Source organism: Arthrobacter sp. THG-b23 (assembly GCF_059091265.1).
The window spans coordinates 155571-172053 of the sequence record NZ_JBNHGM010000005.1 but is presented as its reverse complement, the minus strand read 5'-3'; the positions used below and the strand labels follow the sequence as shown (position 1 = coordinate 172053).

The following is a 16483-nucleotide window of genomic DNA, read 5'->3' as shown; positions in this document are numbered from 1 at the left end:
TTGCTTTCCGGTGCCATGGGGTAGCTTCCGGGCAGGATCCTGCTGCGGGGACAGCGGGATCCTTTCATCCACACCTCATGGAGGAACCAGCATGAAGACCCACAGTTTCAGGCGGGGTGCGGCCATCGCTGCCGCCACCGCATTGGCGTTCGGAACCGGGTTGCCCGCTCAAGCCGCTAAGGGGACAGACACCAGCACCCTGCGAGAAGCGGTCACGGCCGAGAACATCGTTAGCCACTTGCAGGCCCTGCAGGACGCGGCCAATGCCAACGGCGGCAACCGCGCGGCGGGTACGTCCGGCTACGAGGCATCGGCCCAATACATCGAGGCCCAGTTGTCGGCCGCCGGCTACACGCCCGTTCGGCAGGTGTTCTCCTACGAACGGTTCGTGCTCCACGGCCAAGAGTTCGAGCAGGTCGCCCCGACGCCGACGGTCTACACGGCAGGGGAGGAGTTCCTGGCCATGGATTACTCCGCCTCCGGCGACGTCACGGCACCGGTAACCGCTGTGGATATCAACCTCGCAGGCGACAGGGCATCCACCAGCGGCTGCGAGGCGACCGACTTCGCAAGCTTCCCCGCCGGAAACATCGCCTTGATCCAGCGCGGTACGTGCGATTTCGCCACGAAGGTTTCGAATGCCGCGGCAGCAGGCGCCGTCGGCGTGGTCATCTTCAATCAGGGCAACGGAGGCACGCCGGACCGGCTTGACCTGTTCGGCGGCACGCTGGGAACGCCGCAGGCCATCCCGGCCGTCAGCACCAGCTTCGACCTGGGGGAGGAGCTGGCCGGGACCACCGGGGTGGAACTGCGGATCGCGGTGGACGCCGAGATCGTCGTGACGGAGACGTTCAACATCCTCGCCGACACGGCCGGGCGCGCGGACCGCACCGTCGTGGTCGGCGCCCACCTGGATTCGGTATCCGAGGGCCCGGGCATCAACGACAATGGGTCCGGCAGCGCAGCGATCCTGGAAACGGCGCTTCAGATCGCCGCATCGGGGGACGCGCCGGAAAACCGGGTGCGGTTCGCTTTTTGGGGCGGTGAAGAGGACGGGCTGCTCGGCTCGGACTACTACGTGTCCCAGTTAAGCCAGCGTGAGATCAAGCAGCATGCGCTCAACCTGAATTTCGATATGGTCGGTTCGCCCAATGCCGTGCGCTTCGTGTATGACGGCGACGGCGATGCGTTCGGGCTGGCCGGGCCTAACGGTTCGGCCGACATAGAGCGCGTCTTCGAAGATTATTTCGCCTCGCAGGGACTCGCCTCGGAGCCCACGGCCTTCGACGGCCGCTCGGACTATTTCGCCTTCATCAACAACGGCATTCCGGCCGGAGGCTTGTTTACCGGCGCCGAGGAGATCAAGACCGAAGAGCAGGCAGCAATCTACGGGGGGACCGCGGGGGTTGCCTACGATCCCTGCTACCACGAGGCATGCGACACGCTCGCGAACGTGGACCTGGTGGTACTGGAACAGATGGCCGACGCCATTGCGCACACCACGCTGACCTTTGCTGAAACGACCTCAGCGGTCAAGGGCACGGCCAAGGGCAAGGGAACGGGCAGCACCAAGATGCCGTTCAAGGGGCCGCAGGCCATTCGCTAACCCACCGGACCGCCGCTGTCCCTAAGGCAGCAGTTGGCTCAGGGAGGTCGTCTCCGGACGGCCTCCCTGTTCGCTGCGCTGCGGAACCGAAACGCTGAATGTCGTGCCCGCTCCCAGGGTGCTCGTAAAGGTCAGTGTGCCGCCGTGTGCTTCCACGATCGACTTGCTGATGGCCAGCCCCAGCCCCAGCCCGGGGATGGCCGCCTGACGGACGGAACTGGTGCGGAAGAACTTGGTGAAGATTTCGGCCTGATCCGCCTCCGACATGCCCATCCCGGTGTCGCTGACCTCCAGTAGGACGGCGCCGTCGGTCGCCAGGGTCCGTACCGTGACTTGGCCGCCGTCGGGCGAATACTTGATGGCATTGGACAGCAAGTTGTCCAGCACCTGGCCCATTCGGTTCGGATCGATCTCTGCCTCCAGCCCGTCGGCGGCGTCGACGGCCAGGTCCACGCCCGCGTGTTCTGCCCGCGGCATGGCCGACGCAACGCTGGTAGCGACGAGGTCGGCCAACGCCGTGCGGCGGGGCTCGATGCTCAGCGTCCCGGACGCCGTGACCAGCAGGTCTTCCACCAGTTGCAGGAGGCGTTCCGAGTTGCGCATGGCGATGCCGAGGGAAGCAGTGACATGTTGGGGCAGCTGGTCAGCGTCCTCGAGCGCGAGGTCCAGGTAGCCCATGATCGACGTCAGGGGAGTGCGGAGCTCGTGCGAGACGCCGGCGACGAACTCATCCTTCACCGTCAACGCATTGACCAGGTCGGTGACGTCGCTGAAGGCCATCACAGTGCCGTCGAACTGGCCGAGATCATTCTGCATGGGGCGTGCCGTGGACAACATGGCGCGTTGCCTGTCTCCGTCGCCGATCCACACCAGCCGGTCGGAAAAAGACTCCCCCTGAATGGCACGGCGAATGGGGCGGTCTTCGGGGACCACCGGGGTCACCCGGTCCGCTTCGAAGACCAGCAAATCGGCCTCGTCCGGATTGTCGATTCCTTGGGGCATGGCCAGCGAGCGGTCCCGCTCCTGTTGCACGTTGCTCAGGATGTAACGGCCGTCGGCATCGGTGACCAGCACCCCCACCGCGACGGCGTTCAAGACGGTGTCCAGCCGCCGCACATGGACCTTGCTTTCTTCCAGCAAGGCCCGCAGCTCGCTGTCTTTGTTGGCCAGGGCTTGCTGCTGTGCCGTCATGCTCAATGAGAAAACGGACGCGGTAATGGAAACCCCCAGGGTCACGATGGGGACCAGGATCGGGGCAAACAGGGTTTCCGGCGTTACCGGCTCCGGGCCGCTGAACACCGGAATCCAAACGATGAGCAGGGGCGCGGCGAAGCTGACGATGCGCGCGGCGGCGGGGGCGATCTCCGACCAGGCCATCCAGAACACCGGGAAGACCGCCAACAGGCCGACGCTGTGGAGTTCCGCCCCGGCGCCTTGGTGAAGGGCCCCGATGGCGACGAAGTCCAGCAGCGGGATCACCCAGTACGACGGATAGGGCAGCCGGTCCCACGGGATGGCGGCGCCGAGGATCCAGAGCACGGCAATGCCGATGAGTCCGCCGGTGAATTGGGCGTTGCCCAGCAGTTGGGGGAAGAATGCGGCGGCTATCACCGCCGTAAGCGTCACGGAAATGCAGAGCGGCAGATGGCTCAGGAAAACGCGTGCGCGCAGGGGCAGCTCATGGAACTGCCGGCGTCCGGTCAGCCACGACAACAGTGGGCTTGGTGCGGCAGACATAATCGAAGGTCCCCCTACTCCGGGCAGCCCTCGTTGTCGGTTGCGTTGCCGGAGCCGGGCTGGCCATGACTGGTTCAGTATGGCACGCGTGCTGCCCCGCACCGTGGAACGATGCGGTCTGTGACGCGAGTCGCAGGGGCGGGGTGTTGGAGTGCTGCGGCCGGTTGGCGGATCAGTCCGCTGCGCGCCGGTCCCGTTGGTACACGTCGGGAATGCCGTCGTCGTCGAGATCAGCGGTTTCCAGCTCTTCCATGGCGCGGTAGTGCCGGTTGCGGACACGCAGGATGACAGCCGCCAACAGCGCCGAGGCCAGTGAACCGGCCAGGACGGCGACTTTCGCATGGTCGTGGTGGTCGGACCCGAGCGGGAAGCTCAGATCGTTGACCAGCAGTGAAACGGTGAAACCCACGCCGGCCAGTACAGCCACGCCAAACACGTCGATCCACTTTAGCGAGGGGTCCAGGCTGGCCTTGGTGGACTTGGTCAGCAGCCAGGTGGTGAGCATGATGCCCAGCGGCTTGCCGATCACCAGGGCGGCGACAATGCCAATCGCTACCGTGTCAGTAAAGGTCCTGCTGATGCCCTCCCAGCCCCCGAGAGCGACGCCGGCGGCGAAGAACGCGAAGACCGGCACCGCAAATCCCGTGGAGAGCGGGCGGAATCGATGTTCCAGCTGCTCGGCCAGTCCGGGGCCGGCGTCGGGGCCGCCGTCCTTCTTGCTGCGCAGCACGGGGACCAGGAAGCCCAGCAGCACGCCGGCCACAGTTGCGTGTACGCCGGAGGAATGCATCAGCCCCCACGCGATAATGCCCAGCGGGAGCAGGATGACCCAGGCCGCCAGATGGTGCCGGGCGAAGAACCTGGCGAATCTGTGCGTCAGGAACGCGAATACAGCCAGCGGCAGCAGCATCCACAGAAGGTACGGCACCTGCACGTCGGAGGAGTAGAAGAACGCAATGATGGCGATGGCGATCAAGTCGTCCATCACGGCCAGGGTCAGGATGAAAATGCGCAGTGCGCCGGGCAAGTGCGAACTGATCACGGCCAATACGGCCACCGCGAAGGCAATGTCCGTGGCCGTCGGGATGGCCCAGCCGCGCAGCGCTTCCGGTCCTGCACCCAGGTTGATGAAAACAAAGATCAGGGCGGGTACGGCGACGCCGCCGAAGGCGGCGGCGATCGGGACGATGGCCCGAGCCGGGGAGCGCAGGTCACCTGCCACGAACTCGCGCTTGAGCTCCAGACCGGTCAGGAAGAAGAAAATGGCCAGCAGGCCGTCGGAGGCCCAGTGGCCGATGCTGAGGTTGAGATGGAGTGAATCGAAGCCGATCGTGAAGTCGCGGATGGCGAAGTAGGTATCGGCGGCGGGCGAGTTGGCCCAAGCCAGTGCTGCGACGGTGGCGACCAGCAGCAGGATGCCGCCGACAGTCTCTTTGCGCATCAATTCGCTGATGCGGACGAATTCCGGATAGCTGCCCCGGCCGAGGATGGTGGTTTTGTCCTGGGGAGAGCGGGCGGCCATGCAGACTCCTGACGGTTGCTAAGCCCTGTGGGCTCGACGAATCAATCGACGACCAGGCTTCCCGTCACACCGTGTGCCAGTGTACACGCCCGTGCGGTGCCGCCCGGAAAAGGGGCCGTCCCGGGAATGAGGGGGCCTTGGGGCGGGCCGCCGGCCCTTAAGAACGCCGGGCACCCAGCGAAGGGAAACAGGACTTGCCTGCCCCCTGGCTGAGCGCCCGGGAAAGCCCGCGAAAACGTCAGGCGTTGTGGTGGGTGTCGGAACGGCCCAGGAACTGCTTGGGAATGAAGAACGCCAGCGTGAAGAGGCCGAGCCCGATGGCGAAGGCCGGGATGGCGCCGATGACCGGCTCCAGGCTGAAGGCGTACAGGGAACCAAAGAACATCAGCATGATGACCGCAAAGGTGATCAGATTGCCGACCAGGTGTCCCTCGCCCGAATGGGTGCGCTGCTTGGGGTGGGCCATGGGGTGTTTCTCCTCAATAGTGCGATGTGGCATCAGTAGCCGCCGGCGGCTTGCTCACCTTTAACAATAGCCACTGATGAGCTGGCGCCAATTCGTGTTGCGCCGGCCCGGAGCATGGCGCGCGCGTCGTCGACGGAGCGCACGCCGCCGGAGGCCTTTACTCCCAGGCGCGTCCCGACGGCGTCCCGCATCAGCGCGATGTCCTCGACGGTGGCTCCGCCCCCGCTGAACCCGGTGGAAGTCTTGACGAAGTCCGCTCCGGCCTCGGCGGCGGCTTCGCAGACCATCCGCTTCTGCTCGTCTGTCAGGAAATGGGTCTCCAGGATGACTTTGAGGATGGCACCGCCGGCGTGGACGGCCTCGGCCACCGCCGCGATGTCCTCGGTGATCGTGGCGCGGTCGTTCGCCCGGGCCGCGGCGATATTGATCACCATGTCGATCTCGTCGGCGCCGTCCAGGGTGGCGCCGCGGGCCTCGTGCACCTTCACGTCGGTGGGAGTGGCACCGAACGGGAACCCGACGACCGCGCAAGTCTTGACCCCGGACCCCTTGAGCGTGCTGTGCACCAAGGCCGTCCAGACAGGATTCGCGCACACGGCGGCAAAACGGTACTCGACCGCCTCCCGGCAAACCGTGAGGATGTCTTCGCGGGAAGCTTCCGGCTTCAGCAGCGTGTGGTCGATGACCGAAGCGATCGACGTCGGATCGTGATAGGTCGCGCTCGGAGCGGATCCGGATGTGATGTCTTCAGACATGGCCATCCCTTTCATCTGCTGGGTTCGAAGGAACTTCTATCCTCGCATACCGGACAGGCGTCGACAGGAGCGGCGCACCGTCTTGGACGGCCGCCGCGAGCGTTGCGGAACCGGCCACGGGTCAGTGAGTGCCACCGGTGGAATGGCCCTCTTCCTCGGCCGCACGGCGGTGCTCCTCGAGCTTCTCCTCGGCTTCCTGCCGGCGGCGCGCGATGGCCCGGGCGTCGTCGGCAGGAATGTGCTCGTCCGAGGCCTTGTGCGCCGGCTCCTCCTCAGGGCTTTGATGCCTCGTCCCTGCGGAACGGGGCAGCTGTTCTTCGATGCCCATGGCTGCATCGTCCCACATGGTGCCCTTGCCGAAAAGGTGCCGAAGGTGATGAATCACTGGAGGTTTCGCCCCCGGTCAGGGTGTCTGTTAGGCGCTGGCACGGTCGATGCTCCGATGTGTGTGCCTCGCCCTGCCACATCATCCCGGGCCGGGGTGGGGCGCGTCCCGTCTGGCGGCCGGAGGACGATTTTTCAGGGCGGCCGTTCTGCTGGCGGCGCGTACCATGGCTTCGGCGATCCGGCCCCGGAATTCGTGAGGCCGGCCTAGCTGCGCCCAGTCCACACGGATAAAGTTCCAGTGGATTTCCGATAAGGCGTTTTCTCGTTGTCGTTCCTCAAGCAGTACCTGTTCCGTAGGCCTGTAGTCGAAGTATTTGCTCCGGCCATCGAATTCCAAAATCAGCATGAGGTCCTCCCATGCGAAGTCGACGCGGTGCTTGCCCAGCCTCGTGGTTAGTTCAACCTGCGGTACGGGCATCGGAATACCGAACGTGCCAAGCAACAGCCTGGTGCGGGTTTCTCCCGGCGACTCGGCCCGGCCATCAAGCAAGGCGACGGCAGTTCGGGCGCGGCGGACTCCCCGAGAACCCGGCATCGAATCGAGGATCTCGTTAATCCGCTCGAGGACCGCGCCGCTACGAAGGGCGTGATCGCCGATGATGGCAGCCCGGTCAAGCTGCATGGTCCTGGCACAGTCCACAACTGTCCGTTCCAAGCTGGTGACGGGCACCGGCTCGCCGCGCGGACCACGCAGTACCGTGACTTCACCGGGTGGCAAGACCGAGTGGTGCGGGCTGACGTCCGGGCTTCTGGTGTGCCTGGTCGGGGGAATGGCTGGGTGAGATGAACAGTTGCCGGAACATCCCAGACATGCAGCCCATGCAGGCGCGCAGCGGAGGCGTGGCTGTAGGTTCCGGCAGGACCAGTCACAAGGGCATGGGCCTGAATGCGGAGCAGATTCCGTCGCCTGGAACTGCTGGCAATCCACCGCGAACCCAGGACATACGCACCATGCCGAATGCGGATCAAAGCACCGTGACGAACAGCATCACGGATCAAGCGCTCGCCGGCACCGTACTGTCGGAGTTCTTGGGAAGTCAGGACCTCATACTGCTGCGGCCAGAGCGCTGCCAGTCGAGAGTCGAGAACTGCACGAGCCATGGCACCAGTCTTGGCCAACGGCATGAAAGCGTCGCCGGCCTCATTGGTGATTGTGGATACCGCCCCTCCGAAGGAACGCTGGCGGAGCGGCTGTGTTGGTAGTCCGGGTGCCAGGGGGGAGGGCCTGGATCCGTGCCGATGAACAGGGCTGGATTCCCGGGCTGGCTCCAGGGCGGCCGAAAGTCGACACAGGCCCGTCGCGTAAGGCCGCTCTGGCACAGCTCGGCCGCCCTGGAGGAATGCTGGCCGTTCCCGCTTGGCGGAGACCCGCACCGGCTAACCGGGCACCCCGAGGGTGGTGCGGATGTCGGTCTTGATGGTCTCCAGCAGCCGGGCCGCTTCCGCGCGTTCCTCCGCCAGCCGGTCCACGGCGGCGACCGGTCGGATGACTTCCAGATAGCATTTGAGCTTGGGCTCCGTGCCGCTCGGCCGCACAATGACGCGGGTATCGTCCTGGCCTAGAAACAGCAGCCCGTCGGTCGGCGGCAATGCTTCACTGCCGATGGACAGGTCCGTGCTGGTCACCACCGGGGAACCGGCCAGCGACGACGGCGGCCGCTCCCGGAGCCGGTACATCATCGTTTCCATCAAGCCAAGGTTGTCCACCCTGATGCTCAGCTGGTCCGTTGCGTGGAGCCCGTGCTTCAGCGCGAGTTCATCGAGGACGTCGAAGAGTGTCCGGCCCGCGGCTTTGACGTCGGCGGCGAGCTCGGCGAGCAGCAGGGCGGCGGACATCCCGTCCTTGTCCCGGACCAGATGGGGTGCCACGCAATAACCCAGGGCCTCTTCATACCCGTAGGCCAGGCCGGGGACGCGGGAAATCCACTTGAAGCCGGTCAGCGTCTCCACGTGGGCTGTCCCTGCATCGGCCGCGATCTTGCCCAGCAGCCGGGAAGACACGATCGAGTTGGCGAAGACCCGGGACGCAGCCGCGCTCTCGTCCGCCCGTGCACCGATCGGATCGGTGGAGGCGTCGCGGTCCGTGCGCAACCGGTCCTGGCCTTCGAAACGTGCCGCCATGTGCGCCCCGAGCAGGGCGCCGGCCTCGTCGCCGCGAAGCATCCGCCACGCGCCGGTTAACGGATCCTTGGCAGCCAGCGCCGCACGGTCCGCGTCGGGGTCGTTGGCGATCACCAGGTCCGCGTCGATTTCGGCTGCCGTCGCCAAGGCCAGGTCGATCGCTCCGGCTTCCTCCGGGTTGGGGAAGGCCACGGTCGGGAAATCGGGATCCGGCTCCGCCTGGGCGGCAACCAGCGTCACGTCGGTGAAACCGGCCTGCTCAAAGACCGCCCGCATGGTGGCTCCGCCGACGCCGTGCATCGGTGTGAGCACGATCCTCAGGTCCCGCTGCGGGAACAGCCGCGGGTCGGCCAGCGCGGTGACCGCCGCGATGTAGTCGGCGGCGATACCGTCCGGCAGGACGTTCCAGCCTTCCTCGGCCAGCCGGATCGATTCCAGCGGCGGGGTGTAATCGATCCGGGCGGCGATCTCGGCGTCGTAGGGTGCCACTATCTGCGCTCCGCGGCCGCCTTCGTCCACGGCACGTCCGCCCAGATACACCTTGTACCCGTTGTCGTGCGCGGGATTGTGGCTGGCGGTGACCATCACGCCCGCTTCGCACCCCAGCGCCCGGACGGCGTACGCCAGCACCGGTGTTGGCAGGGCGGAAGGCATCAGGAACGTTTCGATGCCGGCCGCGGTGAAGATGGCAGCGGATTCGGCGGCGAAGACATCCGAGTTCCGGCGTGCATCGAAACCGACCACCGCACGCGGCGCATAGGCGCCGTCGGCGGTGTCCAGCAGGAAGCGGGCCAGCCCGGCTGCGGTCCGGCGCACCACCACCCGGTTCATCCGGAAGGGCCCTGCGCCGAGCGCGGCACGCAGCCCTGCGGTACCGAAGGCCAGGGTTCCGGAGAACCTGTCCGCCAGTTCGGCCCGCACCGCGGCGGTATCGGGGGCGCTGCCGCCGGCCGCTGCCAACAGGTCTTGCAATTCCCGGCGGGTCTGCGCGTCCGGATCGGCCTGCAGCCAGGCTTCGGCGGCGGCCTTCAACTCGTCGGGCATGGCGGTCATGTCGCTCCCGTTCACAGTTTGGCGACAATTCCGGCCAGCAGCCGCGAGATCCGCGGCCCCGCGGCCCGGCCCGCCTCGATGACCTCGGTGTGGCTGAGCGGAGTGTCGCTGATGCCGGCCGCCAGGTTGGTCACCAGGGAAATACCGAAAACCTCCATGCCGGCGTGGCGGGCGGCGATGGCCTCCAACGCCGTGGACATGCCGACCAGGTCGGCGCCGATCCGCTTGGCGTACTGCACCTCGGCCGGAGTCTCGTAGTGGGGGCCGGGGAACTGTGCGTACACGCCTTCGTCCAGGCTGGGATCCACCTCCCGCGCCAAGGTGCGCAGCCGTCCCGAATAGAGGTCGGTCAGGTCAACGAAGGTTGCGCCTTCCAGCGGGGAGGCAGCGGTGAGGTTGAGGTGGTCGCTGATCAGCACCGGCGTCCCCGGCGCCCAGGCCGGGTTCAGTCCGCCGCAGCCGTTGGTCAGCACCAGCGTCTTGCATCCGGCCGCCGCGGCCGTCCGGACCCCGTGGACGACCGCGCGCACGCCCTTGCCCTCGTAGTAGTGGGTGCGGGCGCCGAGCACCAGCACGCGCTTGCCGTCGGGCGTCCGGACGGAGCGGATGGTGCCGACATGGCCCTCGACGGCGGGGGCGGAGAACCCGGGAATGTCCGTGGCCGGAATCGAGTGGGTGGTTTCGCCGACGAGGTCGGCGGCTTCGCCCCAGCCGGAGCCGAGCACCAGCGCAACATCATGGGCGGCAACACCGGTCTGCCGGGCGAGGAAAGCGGCTGCCTCGGCGGCCAGTTCAAAGGGATCTGTAGTCACAGCCCCTAACCTACCCGCTGGTGAACTGCTGCTGAAAGCGTCAGGCGGGCATCGCCGCCGTCGTTCCCGGCATTGGGGATGACCCGGCGCGGTGCGGGGCAGCGGCCGCTTGCTTCACGGCGCAGCGGCAGGTTGAGGCGTTGCGGGGCATGCGACAGAATGAAGTCCGTGACTAGCCAAATAGATTTCAGTGCCCCGCGTCTGGCGATCCTGGGCGGGGGCCCCGGCGGGTATGAGGCGGCCATGGTGGCCAACTCGCTCGGCGCCAAGGTGACCATCATCGAACGGAAGGGTCTGGGCGGTTCGGCCGTGCTCACCGATGTGGTGCCGTCCAAGACCCTGATCGCGACCGCCGATGCCATGCGGCGGGTCGCGAGTGCCCATGACCTCGGGGTGCGCTTCGACGAGGATTCCAAGGCTGCCTATGCCGACCTGCGCACAGTCAACGACCGCCTGCTGAAGCTGGCCGAGAGCCAGTCGGCGGACATTCACCACGGGTTGGAACGTGCCGGGGTGCGCGTCATCCTGGGCGAAGGCAAGCTCTCCGGCCCGAACACCATCGCGGTGTCGACCGACACCGGAACCGAGACGGTCGCAGCGGATGCCATCCTGGTGGCCACCGGCGCCACGCCCCGCGAACTGTCCACGGCCAAGCCGGACGGTGAACGCATCTTCAACTGGACCCAGGTCTACAACCTGACCGAGATCCCGGAGCACCTGATCGTGGTCGGTTCGGGCGTGACCGGAGCTGAGTTCGCCTCCGCCTACCGGATGCTTGGCACCAAAGTCACCCTGGTCTCCTCACGGGACCGGGTGCTGCCGGGTGAAGACGCCGACGCCGCCGAGGTGCTCGAGGACGTTTTCGCCCGCAGCGGCATGACCGTGCTGTCCAAGTCCCGCGCCGCCAGCGTGGAACGAACGGACGACGGCGTGCTGGTCACCTTAGCCGACGGCCGGGTGGTCGAGGGGTCGCACTGCCTGCTCGCCGTGGGCGGCGTTCCCAACACCGCCGGCATTGGACTCGAAGAAGCGGGGGTTGCCCTGACCGAGAGCGGCCACATCAAGGTGGACGGCGTCTCGCGCACCACCGCATCGAACATCTATGCTGCCGGCGACTGCACCGGCGTCCTCGCTTTGGCCTCGGTGGCCGCGATGCAGGGCCGCATCGCCGTGGCCCACCTGCTGGGCGACTACGTCAAGCCCCTGAAGCTCAAGCAGGTGGCGTCCAATATCTTCACCAGCCCGGAGATCGCCACCGTGGGGGTGACCGAGGAGGAAGTTGCAGCCGGAAAGTATCAGGGCGACATCATCAAACTCTCGCTCAACACCAATGCGCGGGCCAAGATGATGAACGTCTCCGAAGGCTTCGTGAAAATCATCGCCCGCCGGGGGTCCGGCACGGTTATCGGGGGAGTGGTGGTGGCCCCGCGGGCTTCCGAACTGATCTTCCCCATCGCGCTGGCGGTCAGCCAAAAACTCCACGTGGACGATATCGCCAACACGTTCACGGTGTACCCGTCCCTGACCGGTTCCATTTCCGAGGCGGCGAGGCGGCTGCACGTGCATCTCTAGGCGGAAGATTCCGCCGTTATTCCCGACTATTATTTCGCCCCATTGTTTGTTTCTGGGTCTATGATCATTCAATAGCTCTGTAATGAAACGATGAACCGAAGTTAGTCAGTTGGGGGATAAAAGGATGAGCGAGCAGCGTACTGCCGTCATTGTGGAGGATGACCTGGACATCCGGGAGTTGATCTCGACGGTCCTGTCCAGTTCCGGGTTTACGGTGCACACCGCCTCCTCCGGGATGGAAGGCGTTGCCGCCATCAAGCGCCACAATCCCGATGTCGTCACCCTCGACCTTGGCCTGCCGGACATCGATGGCTTCGAGGTGGCCCGCCAGGTGCGCCGCTTCAGCGACACCTACATCATCATGCTCACCGCGCGTGCCGAAGAGCTGGACACTTTGCTGGGCCTGGAAACCGGTGCCGATGATTACCTCACCAAGCCGTTCCGCCCGCGGGAACTGCGCGCCAGGATCACCGCCATGCTGCGCCGCCCGCGCACCGTCAAGGGCAGCGACGGCGGTTCGCCGGTGGACGGCGGCGCCAGCGGGGGCGCGCCCGCAGCGGCTGCCGGGGCCGGCACAGCGGGCACCGCTCCGGCGCCGGAACCGGTCCTGCAGGGGGCAGGCGTGGGCACCGGGGGGCACCCGGGCCTGTCGCTGTCGACGTCCGGTTCGGTAGCGCTGTCAGGAGGCGGCGGGACGCCGGCCTTCGCAGCCGAAACCGGCGCCGGGGCAGCACCTGCCGCAGCCGGGGCGGCGAGCCCGGCCGGTGACGGCGTGCTGGAGCACAACGGCATCGTGGTCGACCACCGGGCCCGCACGGTGATCCGGTCCGGGCGCGAGCTCGAACTGACCCGCAGCGAATTCGACCTGCTGTACGCCCTGATGGAAAGCGGCCGGGTGGTGCGGACCAAGGCCGATCTGGTCCGCCGGCTTCGCAACGAGCCCTATAACACCGGCGGCTACATTTCGGACTCCGACGAACGCACGATCGAAGTGCACATGGCCAACCTTCGCCGCAAGCTCGGTGACGACACGAAATCCCCGCGCTGGATCAAGACAGTACGCGGCGTGGGCTACAGCCTGGCACCGAAGCGGTAACGCCACCGGGCGCGCAACCCACCTGACGGACGCGCTACTGCAGATGCAGGCTGCGCAGCTGTGACGTCGTCGTCATACCGCAGGTGCGCAGCTCGTCCAAGAGAATGGCCGCGGCGTCAAAGAGCCGGCCGTTGACCAGGCCTTCGAGATGTTCTGCCATTTGGCCGAGCCGTCCGGCCCCCACCATGCTGCTGGAGATCTTCAAACTGAGGATTGCATCCATGGCGTCTTCGGCGTCCCGGGCGCGAATGGCGTTGCAAACCCTTCCATAGCGGTGTTCCCAGAGCCCCACGTAATTGCCGATGAAGCGGCGGCGCATGCTGCCGTCGTGGTCGTCGAGGTCCGTTGCCAGTTTTTCCAGGACTGCGGGTGAAACCAGAGGCATATCGGGCGAGATGGCGGTCATGAGAACGCCCGATGGCCGGACGTGGAGGACTGCCCGGAAGGGAGCATCGGGCGGCGCTCCTTTCAAACTTGTTGCAACTTCGAACTACTTACATCGTAAGCGACTGTCGGGGCCAACCGAGGCGGGCGGCCGCATCCTTGGTAACTCTTGAGCACCAATTTCGCCTGCCGGCGCTGCCGGGCGGGCGGGCCGACAGACGGGGTCCGTGGCGTCGCCGGTAGTGGGCAGGGCGCTGGGCGTGGACCAGGCGGCACGCTTAGGGCAAAGCTGAGCAAATCTTGAGCGGATGCCTCCGCTGCCTTAAGCGACGTCAGTCACAGTGGTGTCTGTGGTTTCACCCCTTAACCGGGGCCGGAGGCACAGTCTCCGTTAGTCCACCATCCGCAAAGGAACAGCCTCAGTACCTTGCCCTTGTCCCGTCCGGAGGGAGTGCTCCGGACATGAGGGTGGTGCTGGGGCTGTTCCTTTGCTAGCTGCCCAAGCCTGCCCGCCGGAGCGCCTCGGCCATCGCGGTGTCGGCGGAGGCGCCGGGGCCGGGCGCGCGGCCGGTGCTTCCACCGGGTTTCCGGCCGTCGCGACGCCCCTTGCCCCCGGCGGGACCGGGACGTGCCCCGCCCTTTCCGGTGCGGGTTTCGCCGGCGCGGCCTGTGTGGCCGGACCCGGGCTGGCTCCGGTCGCCGGCGGGTGCGTCGTCGTCGAGCCGCAGCGTCAGGGAGATGCGCTTGCGCTCAGGATCTGCTTCGAGAACCTTGACCTTCACGACCTGGCCGGACTTGACCACGTCATGGGGATCCGAGACGAACTTGTTCGACATGGCGGAGATGTGGACCAGCCCGTCCTGATGGACGCCGACGTCGACGAAGGCTCCGAATGCAGCGACGTTGGTTACGGTGCCTTCCAGCACCATTCCCGGGATCAAGTCGGAAATCTTCTCCACGCCCTCGGTGAAAGAGGCGGCGGTGAAGGTCGGCCGAGGGTCGCGGCCCGGCTTCTCCAGCTCGGTGATGATGTCCACTACCGTCGGAAGGCCAAAGTGCTCGTCGACGAACTGCTGCGGGTCCAGTACGGCCAGGGACTGGGCGCCCCGTCCCGCCGCCGTCGCGGTTGTGCCTGCGGCGGCAAGGATTTTCCGGGCGACGCCGTACGCCTCCGGGTGCACGCTGGACGCATCAAGCGGCTCCGCCCCGCCGGTAATGCGAAGGAACCCGGCGCACTGTTCGAACGCCTTCTCACCCAGCCGCGGGACCTTCTTCAGCTCGGAGCGCTTGGCGAACGGGCCGTTGGCATTGCGGTAGGCCACGATATTCTCGCTCAATTGCGTACCCAGGCCGGCCACGCGGGAGAGCAGCGACGGGGAGGCGGTGTTCAGGTCCACACCGACCGCGTTGACGCAGTCTTCGACCACCGCGTCCAGGGACCGCTCCAGCTTGCTGGCCGTGACGTCGTGCTGGTATTGCCCCACACCGATGGACTTCGGGTCGATCTTGACCAGTTCCGCCAGCGGGTCCTGCAGCCGTCGGGCGATCGAGACGGCACCGCGCAGCGAGACATCCAGTTCGGGCAGTTCCGCCGAGGCCAAGGCCGAGGCCGAGTAGACCGACGCACCCGCCTCCGAAACCACCAGCTTCTGCAGTTTGCGGGTGGGCTCCATGAGTTTGATCAGCTCGGTGGCCAGCTTGTCGGTTTCCCGCGAAGCGGTCCCGTTGCCGATGGCTACGAGTTCGACGGCGTGCTGATCGGCGAGCCTGGCCAGGGTGGCGAGCGAGTCGTCCCATTTCCTGGCCGGAGCATGCGGATAGGTGGTGTCGGTGGCCACCACCTTGCCGGTGCCGTCCACGACCGCGACCTTCACGCCCGTGCGCAGTCCGGGGTCCAGCCCCAAGGTGGCGCGGTTGCCGGCCGGTGCGGCCAGCAGCACGTCCCGCAAATTGGCGGCGAAGACCTGTACGGCTTCGTCTTCTGCCGCCGTGAACAGCCGCACGCGGAGATCGATGGCCAGCTTGACCAGGATCCGCCGCCAGCCCAGCTGCGCGGTTTGCTGGAGCCAGCGGTCGGCCGGCCGCCCGCGGTCAACCACGCCCATCCGTGACGCCACGGCGTTCTCAAACCGGCCGCGCGCCTCGGCGAAGTCCTCCGGATGAGCCGGATTGCCCTCGCTGATGTCCAGGTTCAGCACGCCTTCCTTCTCGCCCCGAAGCAGCGCCAGCACTCGGTGCGATGGAAGGCCGGCGGGGTCTTGGGCGAAGTCGAAGTAGTCGGCGAACTTCTGGCCGGTTTCCGCCTGGCCCTCGCGGACCTCCGCCCGCACCAGGCCCTGCTGCCACAGCCGTTCGCGCAGCTCGGAGACCAGATCGGCGTCCTGGCTGACCCGCTCCACCAGAATCGCCCGGGCGCCGGCCAAGGCATCGGCCGGCTCATTGATGGCGTGCCCGGCATTGAGGAAACCTCCCGCAGCCGACAGCGGATCCTGGGACGGGTCGGCCAGGAGGCCATCGGCGAGCGGCTCCAGGCCTGCTTCGCGGGCGATCTGCGCCTTCGTCCTCCGCTTGGACTTGTAGGGAAGGTAGATGTCCTCCAGCCGCGCCTTCGTCTCGGCTCCGTTGACGGACCTTTCCAGCTCGGCGGTCAGTTTGCCCTGTGCGGCAATGGCCTCCAGCACGGCCCGACGGCGGTCTTCCAGTTCCCGCAGGTAGCGCAGCCGCTCCTCGAGATCACGCAGCTGCGCGTCATCAAGGGTGCCGGTGGCCTCCTTGCGGTACCGGGCGATGAACGGGACGGTGGCGCCGCCGTCGAGCATTTCCACCGCGGCCTTGACCTGCCAGGCATGGACGCCCAGCTCCTGGGCGAGCTGGGCATGGATCCGGGCATTGAGCGCGGCCGGATCGACAGGAGGCAGGGTTGCTGCGGGGGCGGGCGGGGCAGGCGCGGATGATTCGGTCACCGATCCATT

13 protein-coding genes and 1 pseudogene are annotated in these 16483 nt (G+C 66.6%); 3 read left to right on the top strand and 11 right to left on the bottom strand.

Annotated features, from left to right (window positions below; all coding sequences use genetic code 11):
* The first annotated feature begins 91 nt into the window (after positions 1 to 91).
* Entirely contained in the window at positions 92 to 1606 is a 1515-nt protein-coding gene (locus AC5RVD_RS11310; protein WP_494126961.1) for a M28 family peptidase, read from the top strand.
* A gap of 21 nt (positions 1607 to 1627) precedes the next feature.
* Here AC5RVD_RS11310 and AC5RVD_RS11305 read toward each other — a convergent pair whose 3' ends face one another.
* From AC5RVD_RS11305 to AC5RVD_RS11265, 9 genes and pseudogenes are all read right to left on the bottom strand, one after another.
* A complete protein-coding gene (locus tag AC5RVD_RS11305) occupies positions 1628 to 3343 on the bottom strand; it encodes a sensor histidine kinase (protein ID WP_494126960.1) in 1716 nt (571 codons plus the stop codon).
* A gap of 172 nt (positions 3344 to 3515) precedes the next feature.
* The gene (nhaA, locus tag AC5RVD_RS11300; RefSeq protein WP_494111482.1) at positions 3516 to 4865 is read right to left on the bottom strand and encodes a Na+/H+ antiporter NhaA; all 1350 of its coding nucleotides are present in this window, start codon (positions 4863 to 4865) and stop codon (positions 3516 to 3518) included.
* Between the two features lie 238 nt (positions 4866 to 5103).
* Positions 5104 to 5331, bottom strand: coding sequence for a hypothetical protein (locus AC5RVD_RS11295; RefSeq protein WP_494068119.1), 228 nt, complete (start codon positions 5329 to 5331; stop codon positions 5104 to 5106).
* A gap of 32 nt (positions 5332 to 5363) precedes the next feature.
* Positions 5364 to 6086 (bottom strand): deoxyribose-phosphate aldolase, encoded by a 723-nt coding sequence (gene deoC / locus AC5RVD_RS11290; RefSeq protein ID WP_494111481.1) that lies wholly within the window; start codon positions 6084 to 6086, stop codon positions 5364 to 5366.
* 121 nt (positions 6087 to 6207) lie between these two features.
* Positions 6208 to 6471, bottom strand: coding sequence for a hypothetical protein (locus AC5RVD_RS11285; RefSeq protein ID WP_494126959.1), 264 nt, complete (start codon positions 6469 to 6471; stop codon positions 6208 to 6210).
* 81 nt (positions 6472 to 6552) lie between these two features.
* On the bottom strand, positions 6553 to 7095 hold the full coding sequence (locus tag AC5RVD_RS11280; protein ID WP_494127000.1) for a putative endonuclease domain-containing protein: 543 nt from the start codon (positions 7093 to 7095) through the stop codon (positions 6553 to 6555).
* Positions 7096 to 7421: 326 nt separating this feature from the next.
* Positions 7422 to 7574 (bottom strand): annotated as a pseudogene (locus AC5RVD_RS11275) (type IV toxin-antitoxin system AbiEi family antitoxin domain-containing protein); the annotation flags it as partial.
* A 276-nt stretch (positions 7575 to 7850) separates the two neighbouring features.
* Positions 7851 to 9647 carry a phospho-sugar mutase gene (locus tag AC5RVD_RS11270; protein ID WP_494126958.1) on the bottom strand — a complete coding sequence of 599 codons (1797 nt, stop codon included), beginning with the start codon at positions 9645 to 9647 and terminating at the stop codon, positions 7851 to 7853.
* Positions 9648 to 9658: 11 nt separating this feature from the next.
* Complete coding sequence (locus AC5RVD_RS11265; protein ID WP_494111478.1) at positions 9659 to 10459, bottom strand: purine-nucleoside phosphorylase; 801 nt, start codon at positions 10457 to 10459, stop codon at positions 9659 to 9661.
* Between the two features lie 168 nt (positions 10460 to 10627).
* On the opposite strand from AC5RVD_RS11265, the gene AC5RVD_RS11260 reads away from it, so the two are divergent.
* Positions 10628 to 12031, top strand: a complete 1404-nt coding sequence (locus tag AC5RVD_RS11260) for an NAD(P)H-quinone dehydrogenase (protein WP_494126957.1) — start codon at positions 10628 to 10630, stop codon at positions 12029 to 12031.
* Positions 12032 to 12155: 124 nt separating this feature from the next.
* Positions 12156 to 13127, top strand: a complete 972-nt coding sequence (locus AC5RVD_RS11255) for a response regulator transcription factor (RefSeq protein ID WP_494126956.1) — start codon at positions 12156 to 12158, stop codon at positions 13125 to 13127.
* 34 nt (positions 13128 to 13161) lie between these two features.
* On the opposite strand, the gene AC5RVD_RS11250 is transcribed toward AC5RVD_RS11255, so the two are convergent.
* Both AC5RVD_RS11250 and AC5RVD_RS11245 read right to left on the bottom strand, forming a co-directional pair.
* On the bottom strand, positions 13162 to 13533 hold the full coding sequence (locus tag AC5RVD_RS11250; RefSeq protein ID WP_494111475.1) for an Hpt domain-containing protein: 372 nt from the start codon (positions 13531 to 13533) through the stop codon (positions 13162 to 13164).
* Positions 13534 to 14002: 469 nt separating this feature from the next.
* Positions 14003 to 16474, bottom strand: coding sequence for a Tex family protein (locus AC5RVD_RS11245; protein ID WP_494126955.1), 2472 nt, complete (start codon positions 16472 to 16474; stop codon positions 14003 to 14005).
* Positions 16475 to 16483 lie beyond the last annotated feature (9 nt).